Annotated in this window: 10 protein-coding genes; 8 read left to right on the top strand and 2 right to left on the bottom strand. The window is 71.8% G+C overall.

The window, feature by feature from the left end; translation table 11 throughout:
* Positions 1–41: 41 nt before the first annotated feature.
* The 8 genes from ilvD (at position 42) to ACFFXY_RS19835 (ending at position 10,713) form a co-directional block, all read left to right on the top strand.
* Complete coding sequence (gene ilvD, locus ACFFXY_RS19870) at positions 42–1,820, top strand: dihydroxy-acid dehydratase (protein ID WP_382354548.1); 1,779 nt, start codon at positions 42–44, stop codon at positions 1,818–1,820.
* Positions 1,821–1,923: 103 nt separating this feature from the next.
* Positions 1,924–3,501: a hypothetical protein gene (locus ACFFXY_RS19865; protein ID WP_382354546.1), complete on the top strand. Its 1,578-nt coding sequence runs from the start codon at positions 1,924–1,926 to the stop codon at positions 3,499–3,501.
* Positions 3,502–3,597: 96 nt separating this feature from the next.
* Positions 3,598–6,315 (top strand): putative bifunctional diguanylate cyclase/phosphodiesterase, encoded by a 2,718-nt coding sequence (locus tag ACFFXY_RS19860; protein ID WP_382354543.1) that lies wholly within the window; start codon positions 3,598–3,600, stop codon positions 6,313–6,315.
* 227 nt (positions 6,316–6,542) lie between these two features.
* Positions 6,543–8,423: an acetolactate synthase large subunit gene (locus ACFFXY_RS19855; protein ID WP_382354540.1), complete on the top strand. Its 1,881-nt coding sequence runs from the start codon at positions 6,543–6,545 to the stop codon at positions 8,421–8,423.
* A gap of 3 nt (positions 8,424–8,426) precedes the next feature.
* Positions 8,427–8,948, top strand: a complete 522-nt coding sequence (gene ilvN / locus ACFFXY_RS19850) for an acetolactate synthase small subunit (RefSeq protein ID WP_359948678.1) — start codon at positions 8,427–8,429, stop codon at positions 8,946–8,948.
* A gap of 19 nt (positions 8,949–8,967) precedes the next feature.
* Positions 8,968–9,948, top strand: coding sequence for a ketol-acid reductoisomerase (gene ilvC / locus ACFFXY_RS19845; RefSeq protein WP_382354537.1), 981 nt, complete (start codon positions 8,968–8,970; stop codon positions 9,946–9,948).
* A gap of 82 nt (positions 9,949–10,030) precedes the next feature.
* Positions 10,031–10,285, top strand: coding sequence for a type II toxin-antitoxin system VapB family antitoxin (locus tag ACFFXY_RS19840; RefSeq protein WP_382354534.1), 255 nt, complete (start codon positions 10,031–10,033; stop codon positions 10,283–10,285).
* Positions 10,282–10,713, top strand: coding sequence for a type II toxin-antitoxin system VapC family toxin (locus ACFFXY_RS19835; protein WP_382354531.1), 432 nt, complete (start codon positions 10,282–10,284; stop codon positions 10,711–10,713). Before ACFFXY_RS19840 ends, ACFFXY_RS19835 begins: the two co-directional genes overlap by 4 nt.
* Positions 10,714–10,802: 89 nt before the next feature.
* Here ACFFXY_RS19835 and ACFFXY_RS19830 read toward each other — a convergent pair whose 3' ends face one another.
* Together ACFFXY_RS19830 and ACFFXY_RS19825 are read right to left on the bottom strand one after the other, a co-directional pair.
* Positions 10,803–11,222, bottom strand: a complete 420-nt coding sequence (locus tag ACFFXY_RS19830; RefSeq protein ID WP_382354528.1) for a roadblock/LC7 domain-containing protein — start codon at positions 11,220–11,222, stop codon at positions 10,803–10,805.
* 14 nt (positions 11,223–11,236) lie between these two features.
* The gene (locus ACFFXY_RS19825) at positions 11,237–13,768 is read right to left on the bottom strand and encodes a sensor histidine kinase (RefSeq protein WP_382354526.1); all 2,532 of its coding nucleotides are present in this window, start codon (positions 13,766–13,768) and stop codon (positions 11,237–11,239) included.
* Positions 13,769–13,797 lie beyond the last annotated feature (29 nt).

Raw genomic sequence — 13,797 nt, 5'->3', positions numbered from 1 at the left:
GGCGCGTCGTCCCGGTATGCGAGACGTGGCAGACTGGAGGCATGCCAGCGCTTCGTTCTCGCACTTCCACGCACGGCCGCCAGATGGCGGGCGCTCGCGCGCTGTGGCGCGCCACCGGAATGACCGACTCCGACTTCGGCAAGCCGATCGTGGCCATCGCCAACTCCTACACCCAGTTCGTCCCCGGGCACGTCCACCTCAAGAACATGGGCGACATCGTCGCCGAGGCCATCAGTGAGGCCGGGGGCGTCTCGAAGGAGTTCCACACGATCGCCGTCGACGACGGCATCGCGATGGGCCACTCCGGGATGCTCTACTCGCTCCCGTCCATCTCCAACTGCGACAAGATCACCCCGGGGATGCTCATGGCCGCGCTGCGGCTGAACATCCCGGTCGTGTTCGTCTCCGGCGGGCCCATGGAGGCCGGGAAGACCGTCGACAAGGACGGCATCGTCGTCCAGAAGCTCGACCTGGTGGACCCGATGGTCGCGGCCGCGAACGACGACGTGTCGGACGCGCAGCTGCGCCAGATGGAGCTCGACGCGTGTCCGACCTGCGGCTCCTGTTCGGGCATGTTCACCGCGAACTCCATGAACTGCCTCACCGAGGCCATGGGCCTGTCGCTGCCGGGCAACGGCTCGACGCTCGCGACGCACACCTCCCGCCGGGCCCTGTTCGAGGAGGCGGGGCGCACGGTCATGGACCTGGCCCGCCGCTACTACGAGCAGGACGACGAGTCGGTCCTGCCGCGCAGCATCGCGACCAAGGACGCGTTCGAGAACGCGATGGCGATGGACGTCGCCATGGGCGGCTCCACCAACACGATCCTGCACCTGCTGGCCGCCGCCCGCGAAGCGGACCTGGACTTCCAGGTCGCCGACATCGACGCGATCTCGCGCCGCGTCGCGTGCCTGGCGAAGGTCGCCCCGAACTCGCCCAAGTTCCACATGGAGGACTTCCACCGCGCCGGCGGCATCCCCGCGATCCTGGGGGAGCTGCGCCGCGGCGGCCTGCTCAACGAGGGCGTCGGCTCGGTCCACTCGCCCTCGCTCGCCGAGTGGCTCGCCAAGTGGGACATCCGCTCCGAGGCCCCGGCGCCCGAGGCGATCGAGCTGTTCCACGCCGCGCCCGGCAACGTGCGCACCACGCAGGCGTTCTCGACCTCGAACCGCTGGAAGACCCTCGACACGGACGCCGAGGAGGGCTGCATCCGTTCGGTGGAGCACGCCTACACCAAGGACGGCGGCCTGGCGGTCCTGTTCGGGAACCTCGCCGAGGACGGCTCGGTCGTCAAGGTCGCGGGCGTCCCGGAGGAGAACTGGACGTTCACCGGTCCCGCGCACGTCTTCGAGTCCCAAGAGGACGCGGTGCAGGGCATCCTGGACAAGTCCGTGGTCGAGGGCGAAGTGGTCGTCATCCGCTACGAGGGCCCCAAGGGCGGCCCCGGCATGCAGGAGATGCTGTACCCGACCTCGTTCCTCAAGGGGCGCGGCCTGGGTCGCAAGTGCGCGCTCATCACCGACGGCCGCTTCTCCGGCGGCACCTCGGGCCTGTCGATCGGGCACATCAGCCCCGAGGCCGCGGGCGGCGGCGTGATCGCCCTGGTCGAGGACGGCGACGTCATCGCGATCGACATCCCGAACCGCAGGCTCGAACTCCAGGTGGACGACGCGGTGCTCCAGCAGCGCCGGGTCGCGCAGGAGAAGCGCGAGCAGCCGTACACGCCGGTCGCGCGCGACCGGGTCGTCTCCCGTGCGCTCCAGGCGTACGCGTCGATGGCGACCCCGGCGAGCGACGGCGCCGTCCGCAAGGTCGACTAAGGACACACGATGCGGCGGGGTCCTCCGAACGGAGGGCTCCGCCGCTGGCGTTCCCGGGGCAGAATGAAGTCCTCTCATCCCCTCGCCCCCGGAGTGTGCCCGCGTGAGCGCATTGGACGACATCGCCAGGAACCGCTGGGTCTGGACCGAAGAAGGGCGCGACCGCAGGCAGGAGCACGCCATCGGCGAGCTCGCCCGCAGGCAGCGCCGCCAGGCCCTTGAGTCCGAGGAGCGGCAGCGGGAGGCGCAGCTGCGCCTCGAAGGCCGCATCGACGCGGCCTCCACGCGCCTGTCCGAACGCATCGAGACGCTGTTCGCCTGGACCGACCTGCGGTTCCGGCTCCTCGAATTCGAGGAGTACGAGGCCCGCAAGCACATCCGGAACGCGTTCCGCGCCTTGGCGGAAGGCCGTCCTGCCCGGCTCCCGGACCTCCACGACCTGCCCGGGTACTGGCTCCTGCCCGCCGCCTCGGCGACCCTGCCGCTGGTGCTGCGCGGCCGCCCCGCGGGCGGGACCGTGCCTCCGGCGGACCTCACGACCGGGCTCGCCGCCGCCCGCGCCCGCGACGCGGTCCGCGCCGAGCTGTTCAACCTCGCCGTCGGACGCTGCTTCGGGCAGGCGGTCCTCGTGGACGCGGCGTTCCTGCGGCTCATCGCCGACGCGCCCGACCTCGGCGCCGCCGAGCCCGGCCAGGTCGCGGACGGCTGGCGGGGCCTGTGGGAGCAGGCGGCCCTCGGGGAGTTCGGCCCCGCCGCGGCCGTGCAGCTCACCGGGCGCCTGCGCGAGCTGTTCGCCCCCGGCGCCGACGGGTCGGCGCCCGGCCTCGACGAGACCGATGTGAAGGAGTGGGACCGCGCGATCGAGGCCTTCGGGTCCGTCGGCGGCGCGGAGCCGCCCCTCGCCGAAGCCCTCGTCTCGCTGCGCCTGCACCTCACCGCCGAGACCGCGGGCGAGCTGCCCGATCTCGACGGCCGCTGGCGCCGGTGCCTCCAGGACCTCATCGAGGAGCCCAGTCCCGCCGAGCTCCCGCTCGTGCGGCGCCTGGAGGACCTCGCCGTCGGCGAGGCCCCGCTGCGCTCCCGCCCGGCCTGGGCCGAGTCCGCCGGGACCGCCGCCGAGCTCATCCGCCGCGACGTGTTCGACCCCGAGACGCCGATCGCCCTGCGCCGCATGGCCCTCGACCTCGCCGCGCCGCTCCTGCGCGCCCGCCTCGACCGCCTCCTGGAGGCCATGGAGGCCCCCGCGCCCGCCGTCGTCGCCGTCAAGCGCCGCGGCGGCTCCGTGGACGTCACCGCCGCCGGGCACGACGCCGACGAGGCCGCCGCCCTCGAAGACCGCATCGGCCGCGGCTTCGACACCGACGGCCCCTCGAAGCCCCGGTTCACCGCCGCCGGGGCCGGACTCCTCGCGCTCGCCGCCGCCGTCGCCGCGATCGGCCTGTGGGGCCTGGCGGTCCCCGTCGCGCTCGGGGCGCTCATCCCGCTCCTCATGTACCGCGGCGACGCGAAGAAGGCCCGCCGGGAGGCCGAGAAGCGCGACGCCCAGATCGCCGACCTGCGCGCCGCGCTCTTCGCCGCCCGCGCCGACGCCTCCGCGGCCGACCAGAAGCGGGCGGCCGCCCACCTCGCCGACCGCACCGCCCTCGAACGCCTCATCACGGCCCTGCCGGGGTCCGACTGACCGGACGCGAACGGGAATCACGGAGGGCCCGATACGGAAACGGCGGACCATGCGGCATCCTGTAATGCACGAGGCTTCCTACGATCGGACCAGTGGATGACGCCAACCCCCCGTCGCGTCCGGCAATCGCTGTCGTGGACCGCGACCGCCGCAGTGTGGTGCTCCGTGCTCGCCGCGGCCGTCACGGTCGCCCTCGACACCGTGCCGGGGACCATCGCCCCCGGCACCGCCGCCGCCCTCGGTTCCCTCGGCGCCGCCTGCGCCGGCTCGCTCATGTGGCGCGCCGCCAAGCGGATCGAGCCCGGCCGCCGCACCACCTACCAGCTCATGGCCGCGGGCATCCAGACCATGGCCGCGTCCTTCGCGGCCGCGTGCTGGCTCCCCGACGCCGCCGGGGACGCCGTCGCCGGGTCCGGGTTCGCCGCCGCCGTCGTCCTCTGGGCCCTCGCCCTCCTGCGCCTGCCCGACCGCGGCTGGGCCCCCCAGGCCGTGCAGCGGCGCCTCGTGGACGGCTCCTTCGTCGGCCTGTGCGTGCTCTTCTTCGCCTGGACCCTGTTCGCGCGCCCCCTGTTCGCGCAGATGCGCGGCCCCCTCGGCGAAGGCGACCTCGCGATCGTCATCCCCGGGATGATGGGCGTCGTCATGCTCGGCGTCGGCTTCACCACCACCTTCCGCATCCAGCGCTGGCGCCGCCGCCACGCCTCCGCGTACCTCGCCGTGTTCGCCGTCCACTTCACCGGCCTGTCCACGTTCGTCGCCTGGCAGTGGCTGCGCCCCGAGGAGCGCGTCCTGTGGTGGTCCGTCGCCTGGGTCGCCACCTGCGCGGCCCTCCTCGGCGTCACCTACCTCGCCGCCCGCCACCAGAAGCCCGCCCCGATCGACAAGCCGAACTACCCCGGCGTCCACTACACCGTCATGGCCGGGGCGGGCGCGCTCGCCGCCGCCACCGTCCTCATCAACGGCGCCACCCGCGGGGCCCTCCCGCTCGACGCGGCCCTCCTCGGCCTCGCCGCCGTCGGCGCCCTCGGCGCGCGCCTGGTCCTCACCTACCTCGACGTCAGGCGCGTCACCGGCGAGGCGACGGCCCGGCAGCGCCGCCTCTCCGCCATCGTCGGCGTCGCCTCCGACACCGTCCTCGTCCTGGACGAGGAGCTCACCGTCACCTGGCACCCCGAGGACTCCGCGTGGCGGCCCGCCACCGACGCCGGGGAGTGCCTCGGCGCGTCCTTCCTCGACCTCGTCCACATCGACGACCGCCGCCACGCCGAAGAGGACCTCCACACGCTCCTCAACGGCCTCAGCCACACCGGGCAGGTCTCCCTCAACGTCCGCGTCCGCGACGCCTCCCGCCGCTGGCGCCACACCGAGACCGTCGTCTCCGACCTCCGCGGCCGCCCCCAGGTGCGCGGCCTCGTCGCCCGCATCGAGGACGTGGGCGCCCGCAGGAGCCTGGAGACCGAGCTCGCCCGCATGGCCTACTCCGACCCCCTCACCGGCCTCGCGAACCGCCGCGCGCTCCTCCAGAGCCTCGAAGACGGCGTCGCCGCCGAGGAGCACCAGACCGCGCTGCTCCTGCTCGACCTCGACGGCTTCAAGAACGTCAACGACACCCGCGGCCACGACTTCGGCGACGAACTCCTCGTGGAGGTCTCCCGCCGCATCAAGGAACTGCTGCGCCCCACCGACGTCGGCGCCCGCCTCGGCGGCGACGAGTTCGCGATCCTGCTGCGCGCCAGCCGCTCCGAAGCCGTCGCCACCGCCAAGGCCCTGGTCGACCGCCTCGCCGAACCGTACGAGTTCCACGACGAGTCCACCGTCTTCGTCACCGGCTCGGTCGGCATCGCCACCGCCGCAGAGGGACTGGGCGACCCCGAACTGCTCCTGCGCAACGCCGACCTCGCCCTGCGCGCCGCCAAGCAGGCCGGGAAGAACCGCTACGCCACCTACGACGCCGAGTTCGACCGCGTCGTGCGCCGCAAGAACGAGCTCACCCAGGAGCTGCGCGGGGCCATCGACCGCGACGAGCTCCACCTCGTCTACCAGCCCGTGTTCTCCGTCTCCGACCGCACCATCGTCGGCGCCGAGGCCCTCATGCGCTGGCACCACCCCCGCCTCGGCCAGGTGAGCCCCGGCGAGTTCATCCCCGCCGCCACCGAGTCCGGCCTCACCCAGGACCTCGCCGTGTGGACCGTCAACCGCGCCGCCGAGCAGCTCGCCCAGTGGCACTCCGCGGGCATCAAGGCCTGGATCTCCGTGAACGTCTCCGTCAAGGAGCTCCACACCGCCCTGTTCGCCACCGAGGTCAACACCGCGCTCATCGCCGCGGGCGTCCCCGCCAAGCGCCTCGTGCTCGAAGTCACCGAGCACGACTTCTCCCACCAGATGAACACCCTCATCGCCCAGCTCGGGGCCCTGCGCGGCGCCGGAGTGCGGATCGCCTTGGACGACTTCGGGTCCGGGTACTCCTCCCTCGGCCAGCTCGACCGCCTCCCCGTCGACATCCTCAAGATCGACCGCGACCTCATCGCCAAGGACGACGGCGGCGTCGGCCCCCTCGCGGCCGTCACCGTCGCCCTCGGCCGCATCCTCGGCATGGAGGTCATCGCCGAAGGCGTCGAGACCGACCTCCAGCTCAACGCCATGATCGCCGCCCAGGCCCCGCTCGTGCAGGGCTACCTCCTCGCCAAGCCCATGGACCCCGACGACCTGACGCGCTGGCTCACCGAGGAGCCCAGGGCCCTCACCACCGAGCCGTACGGCGTCCCCGGGCCCCGCGACACGCCGACCGACGTCCCGGAGTCTGAGAAAAGTTGACTCACGGGCCGGAATCGTGAATCATGGGGGGCGTGCCGCAGCAGAACTACGACCAGAACGCGACCGAGGCCCTCGCCGCCCGGCCGCTCGTCGTAGTACTTACCTAGCGCACCGTCGTTCTCTGACGGTGCGCTCGCCCCGTGCGTCCTAGCACGCGGGCGATTTTTTCTGCCCGGGGAACGACGCAGCATGTCGAACCAGCCACATCTCCCTATTGGACGAAGGACATGAGCACACCAGTGAAGGCACCCAAGCCAGGGCCGCAGGCCAAAACGGCAGGGACGCAGGCTGCCAAAGCTCAGCCCGCGAGGCCGAAGGCACCCAGGCCCGCACCCCCGCTCGGCGCTCCCGCCGCCGCGCCCGTCCTCACCGGGGCGCAGGCCGTCGTCCGCGCCCTCGAAGAGCTTGAGGTCGAAGCGGTCTTCGGCATCCCGGGCGGCGCGATCCTCCCGGCCTACGACCCGCTCCTGGACTCCGAGAAGGTGCGCCACATCCTCGTCCGCCACGAGCAGGGCGCCGGCCACGCCGCCCAGGGCTACGCACTCGCCACCGGCAGGGTCGGCGTGTGCATGGCCACCTCCGGGCCCGGCGCGACCAACCTGGTGACCCCGCTCGCCGACGCCCACATGGACTCGGTCCCGATCGTCGCCATCACCGGCCAGGTCGCCTCCACGGCGATCGGCACGGACGCGTTCCAGGAGGCCGACATCGTCGGCATCACCATGCCGATCACCAAGCACTCGTACCTGGTGACCACCGGCGAGGAGATCCCGCGCGTGCTCGCCGAGGCGTTCCACGTGGCCGCCACCGGCCGCCCCGGGCCCGTCCTGGTCGACATCCCCAAGGACATCCTCTCGGGCACCGCGCCGTTCGTGTGGCCGCCCAAGATGGACCTGCCGGGCTACCGGCCCACGACGCAGCCGCACGGCAAGCAGATCCGCGAGGCCGCCGCGCTCATCGCCGAGGCCAGGCGCCCCGTGCTCTACGTCGGCGGCGGCGTCGTCAAGTCCGGCGCCCACGCCGAGCTGCGCGAGCTCGCCGAGCTGACCGGCGCGCCCGTCATCACCACGCTGATGGCCCGCGGCGCCTTCCCCGACTCGCACCCGCAGCACCTGGGCATGCCCGGGATGCACGGCACGGTGCCCGCCGTCCACGCGCTCCAGAAGTCCGACCTCATCGTCGCCCTGGGCGCGCGCTTCGACGACCGCGTCACCGGCAAGCTCGACACGTTCGCGCCCGAGGCGAAGATCGTCCACGTCGACATCGACCCCGCCGAGATCGGCAAGAACCGCGAAGTGGACGTCCCGATCGTGGGCGACTGCCAGGCCGCGATCGCCGCCATGACCGAGGCCTACGCGGACCCGGGCAAGGAGCGCCTGAAGACCTGGTGGGAGACCCTCGACGACCTGCGCGGCCGGTATCCCTTGGGCTACACCGACATCGACGACGGGCTGCTGACCCCCCAGTGGGTCATCCAGCGCCTCGGCGAGCTCGCCCCCGAGGACACCATCTGGACCGCGGGCGTCGGCCAGCACCAGATGTGGGCCTCCCAGTTCATCAAGTACGAGGCCCCCGGCACGTTCCTCAACTCGGGCGGCCTGGGCACCATGGGCTTCGCCGTTCCGGCGGCCATGGGCGCCAAGCTCGGCGAGATGGACCGCACCGTGTGGGCCGTGGACGGCGACGGGTGCTTCCAGATGACCAACCAGGAGCTCGCGACCTGCGCGGTCGAGGGCATCCCGATCAAGGTCGCCGTCATCAACAACGGCAACCTCGGCATGGTGCGCCAGTGGCAGACCCTGTTCTACGACAAGCGGTACTCCAACACGAACCTGTCGACGCACCACTCCGAGGCGTCCCCGCGCATCCCCGACTTCGTGAAGCTCGCCGAGGCCCTCGGCTGCGTCGGCCTGCGCGCCGAGACGGCCGAGGAAGTGGACGCGGTCATCGCCCAGGCCAACGCGATCAACGACCGGCCCGTCGTCGTCGACTTCACCGTCGGCCCCGACGCCATGGTGTGGCCGATGGTCCCCGCGGGGGTCTCCAACGACGAGATCCTCTACGCGCGCGACGTGCGCCCGAACTTCGACGACGAGGGGGAGATCTAGATGATGAGCAAGCACACGCTCTCCGTGCTCGTGGAGAACAAGCCGGGCGTCCTCGCCCGCGTCTCCGCGCTGTTCTCCCGGCGCGGGTTCAACATCGAGTCCCTCGCCGTCGGACTGACCGAGCACCCCGGCGTCAGCCGCATCACCATCGTGGTGGACGTCGAGGCGGGCTCGCTGGAGCAGGTCACCAAGCAGCTCAACAAGCTCGTCCACGTCCTCAAGATCGTGGAACTGGAAGCGGGCTCCTCCGTGCAGCGCGAACTGCTGCTGGTGAAGGTCCGCGCCGATGCCGCCACCCGCGGCCAGGTGATCGCCGCCGCCGAGCTGTTCAAGGCCCGCTCGGTCGACGTCACACCCGACACGGTCACCTTCGAGGTCACCGGGAACCACGACAAGATCGAGGCGTTCCTGGAAGTCCTGGAGCCGTTCGGGATCAAGGAGCTCGTCCAGTCGGGGACGGTCGCACTCGGGCGGGGGGCCAAATCGATGGCCTCGCTGTCGCGCTACGTCTCACCGAATAGCTAGTCAAGAAGGAAGCATTTGCATGTCCGCTGAAGTGTTCTACGACGACGACGCCGACCTGGCCCTCATCCAGGGCAAGAAGGTCGCCGTCCTCGGCTACGGCTCGCAGGGCCACGCCCACTCGCTGAGCCTGCGGGACTCCGGCGTCGAGGTCGTCATCGGCCTCCAGGAAGGGTCGAAGTCCCGCCCCAAGGCCGAGGAGGCGGGCCTGAAGGTGCTCACCCCGGCCGAGGCCGCCGCGTGGGCCGACGTCATCATGATCCTCGTCCCCGACACCGTGCAGGCCAAGCTGTACGCCGACGAGATCGCGCCGAACCTGTCCGCCGGGAACTCCCTGTTCTTCGGCCACGGCTTCAACATCCGCTACGACCTGATCCAGGCCCCCGCGGACGTCAACGTCGCCATGGTCGCCCCGAAGGGCCCGGGCCACATGGTCCGCCGCCAGTTCGTCGACGGCAAGGGCGTCCCCGCCCTCGTCGCGGTCGAGCAGGACCCGTCCGGCGACACCCAGGCCGTCGCGCTCTCCTACGCGAAGGCCATCGGCGGCACCCGCGCCGGCGTCCTCAAGACCACCTTCAAGGAGGAGACCGAGACCGACCTGTTCGGCGAGCAGGTCGTCCTCTGCGGCGGCACCGCCGAGCTCATCCGCGCCGGCTTCGAGACCCTGGTGGAAGCGGGCTACGCGCCCGAGGCCGCCTACTTCGAGTGCCTGCACGAGCTCAAGCTCATCGTGGACATGATCTACGAGGGCGGCCTTACCAACATGTGGTACTCCGTCTCCGACACCGCCGAGTACGGCGGCGTCTCCCGCGGCTCGCGCATCATCAACGACGACACCCGCAAGGAGATGAAGCGCATCCTCGGCGAGATCCAGGACGGCACCTTCGCCAAGGAGTGGGTCGCCGAGTCCGAGAAGCGCGAGAACTTCAAGAAGCTCCAGGCCGTCCAGACCGACAACCAGCTCGAAGAGGTCGGCAAGAAGATGCGCGACCTCATGCCCTGAGCGGCTCCCGGCCCCTGCCGTTCCGGGACCTCGCCCCCAGAACCGCTTCTACCTTTCTAGAAAGAAAGGTAGAATGGCGGACATGGCACTGAGCATCAAGAGCCCGGCGGCCGATCAGCTCGCGCGCGAACTGGTCGCGGCCACCGGCGAGTCCCTGACCGAGGCCGTGGAGACCGCGATCCGCGAACGGCTGGAGCGGCAGACGCAGGGCGCGCGCTCCCGGCGCATCCGCCACCGGCTCGACGCACTGCGGGCCGAGCTGCGGCAGGCGCCGGTCGTCGACGACCGCGCCCCCGACGAGATCCTCGGATACGACGAGAACGGCCTCCCCACGTGACCGACGCCGACTTCCTCGTGGTGGACACCTCCGCCGCCGTCGCCGTCCTGAGCGACGAGCCCGGCGCCGACTGGCTCGCCGACGCGCTCGCGCAGACGACCGCGGCGGTCATGCCCGCGGCGACCTATCTTGAGCTGAGCATGGTCCTGGAGTCCCGCTTCGGCCCGCGCGAGACCGGGATCGCCGCCCGGTTCGCCCGCGACGCCGAGATCGACATCGTCGATGTGACGGCCAAGTCGGCCGAACGCGCACTCGAATCATGGCGCCGGTTCGGCAAAGGGCGGCACCCCGCGAAACTGAACTTCGGCGACTGCATCGTCTACGGCGTCGCCGCCGAACTCGACTGGCCGGTCCTGTGCGTCGGCGACGACTTCGTCCAGACCGACATCGGCGTCCTCCGACCGCCCGGGACCACCGAACCCGCCTGAACCACCGGCAGGGGCCGGGAGCCGCTCAGCGGCTCCCGGCCCCTTCTTGCAAGTGCGATCTGCATGACCGCGGGCGTGCGGGAGGAAGGTCAGCGCTGCTGCTGGTACTGGGCGGCGTAGACCTGGCGGGCGGCCGGGGTGAGGGCCGGGCCGACCTGGTTGATGAGGTTGGCGAGCTCGTGGCCCACCTGGCCGATGTCGCAGTTGAGGCCGGCGAGCGCGAGGATGCTCGCGCCGCTCGACACCGACATCGAGAACATGAAGCCGCCGTTCATCTCCGTCAGGTTCGAGATCACGGGGTCGGCCTGGAGCGACCGGGCCGCACCGGCGAGGAGGCTCGTCAGACCGGACGCGATGGCCGACAGGCGCTCGGCCTCATCGCGCGGCAGCGTGTTGTTCGAGGCGATGAGCAACCCGTCCGCGGCCACGGCGATCACGTGCGTCACGTGGGGCACCCGGCCGACGAAGTCGTTGAGAAGGAAGTCCAGTTGCGCACTAGTGGTGTTCATGATCGTTCTCCGGGTCATTTCTCATTTTGGGGTCCAGCGGTCCTGCTGCTCGAAAGGCCGCGGGCGTACGCGGAGTACGTCGCGCCGATGCTCCGGGGATTGCGCTCGATGACCATCCCGTCCTGACCCGGGCTGGGGGCGACCGCGCCCGGGACCAGATTCGTCATCGGGTCCCGCCGCGGCAGGCCGTTCGGCCCGAAGGTGGGGGGCTTCTTCGGTTGGGGGAGTGCGTGACCGGCCCGCAGGGACGGGTCGGCGTGCACCACGGTCACGTCGAACTTGATCTCCGGGAGCTCGGAGAGCACGGCCGTCGTCGAGGAGGAGAGTACCGGGAGCGGACGGGTATCGTCCACAGCGGAGACACGCGGGCTCGGACCCGCGGGCAGCGCCTTCGGTTCGGGCGCAACGTGCTTGGCGGGCTGGCGCTGCCCCGGCACCTGGGCGGCGGGCGGGGCGTCGGCGCCGTCGGGGCGGCCGAACAGCGGGGCGTTGCGCCGCGGGCGCGGCAGCGGGACGGTCCGGGCCCCGGCGGTCCCGCCCGTCAGGCTCGCCTGGCGCTGGCTGCGCGGCGGCGGCGTGAACGACAGCAGCGTGCCGGGCACGGCGATCTCGGCGACGACGCCGCCGCCGATCGACGGCCGCAGCTCGACCTCGATGCCGTGGCGCCCCGCGAGGAACCCGACCACGGTGAGCCCCATGGCCTGCATGGCCTCCAGGTCCACCGGGGTGTCGCGGCGGAGGCGGTCGTTGAACCGCTCCATCCGGTCCGGCTCGATGCCGATGCCGTGGTCGCGCACCTGGATGATGACCTTCCCGGTCAGGACCCGGGCGGTGATCTCGGCGGCGGACTCGGAGTAGCGGGTGGCGTTGTCCATGAGCTCGGCGAGGAGCTGCACGACGTCGTCCACGTGGTCGGCCTTGACCCACGCGCCCTCGTCGGCGGCGGCCTCGATGCGCGTGTAGTACTCGATGCGGCTCTGGGCCGCGATGAGCACGTCGTCGAGCGAGGCGTCGGTGGTGCGGACCTTCGCGGCCGAGGAGCCGCCGAGGACCAGCAGGGAGTCGTTCGCGCGCCCGATGAGCGAGGCGAGGTGGTCCAGGCGGAACAGCCGCTGGAGGCGCTCGGGGTCCTGCTCGTTCTGCTCGGCCGCGTCGAGTTCGGCGGTGAGCCGCCCGGTGAGCGAGTGGCCGCGGCGGGCAAGGCGCACGAAGATCGCGCCGACGTGGTACCGCAGGAGGGCCTGCTGCGCCGAGACGCGGATGGCCTCGCGGTGGACGATGTTGAACGCCTCGCCGACCTCGCTGAGCTCGTCGTCGCCGCGCACCGCCATCGGCGGGGTCGTGCGGGCGGCGTACTCGAACGGGCTGAGCCCGCCCAGGCCCTGCTGCTGGTCGACGCGCTTGACGGCCTGCGGGAGGTCGACCATGGCGATCTGCCGGGCCGAGCCCGAAAGGTCGCGCAGACCCCGCGTGACCGAGCGGCCGATCGTGAACGCGATGAGGAACGCGATGGCCAGCGCCACGATCGCGATGATCGATTCCGTGGCGAGCCTTCGGATCGCGGCGGCGCTGACGGCCTGCGCCTCGGCGGTCGCCTCGTCGAGCGAGGCGCCCACGAGCTCGGCGGTCGCGGCGTGCCGGGCGTCGTAGGCGGCCATGAGCGCGTAGTGCTCGACCTCCTGCTCCTCGTCGGAGCGGGACCCGGCGATGGTGCTCTCGAACGCGTTGGCCTCGCGGGCGTCGCCCGCGCCGAGGCCGCCCACCTCGAAGACGGCGGCGTCGGGGTCGGTCTGGGCCGCGATGCGCCGGTACTCGGCGAGCGACTCCTCGCGGGCGGCGGTGAGCCGCATGAAGGTCCGGTGCTTGCCCGCGAGCGGCTTGCCGTCCTCCAGCGAGAGCACGAGCATGCGGATCTGCTCGGAGGACTCGTCGATGGCGGACAGGAGCGCCGCGGTGCGCACGATCCGGGTCAGCTCGGAGGTCCCGGCCAGGTCGACGGCGTGGTCGAGGACGGCCGCCAGGCGCGAGACGACCGAGTTGTACACCGTGAGGTGGACTGCGGCGACGGAGCCGTCGTGGACGGCCTCGCGGGCGATGCCGAGCCGCTCCAGGGGCGCGTCGGCGCGGTGGAGGAGCGACTCGGACTCGGCGTCCAGGTCGAGGGCGGCGCGGGTCGCGGCGAGCGATTCGAGCGCGTCGCCGGTGTCGGTCTCGTTGCCGCTGAAGGAGTTCTGGATCGACTCGACGTCGGTGACGCCGGTCTGCTCCTGGTACACGAGCCTGGCGGCGTCCTTGCGCTCGGCCTGGATCGCGACGATCACGTCGTTGACGTCGCGGGCGAGTTCGACCGCGTCGGCGGTCGCCCCGATGTCCTGGGCCTCGTCGGCGGACTCGACGAGACGGAGCGCTACCATCCCGGCCAGGGTGAGCGCCGGGACGAGCAGCATGATCGTCAGTTTGGTCCGGATTCTCATGCGGGACCAGGGACCGCCGCGCTGGCGCCGCTTGGACTGCGACGGCGGGGACTCGGCTAGCTCATCGTTCATCTCAGGGGTTCCTTCGGCGGGCGCCGGCG

It is taken from the genome of Glycomyces mayteni (genome assembly GCF_042428885.1).
GTDB classification, from domain to species: domain Bacteria; phylum Actinomycetota; class Actinomycetes; order Mycobacteriales; family Micromonosporaceae; genus Glycomyces; species Glycomyces mayteni.
The sequence above is the reverse complement of the archived record's forward strand: the minus strand, read 5'-3'. Positions and strand labels throughout refer to the sequence as shown.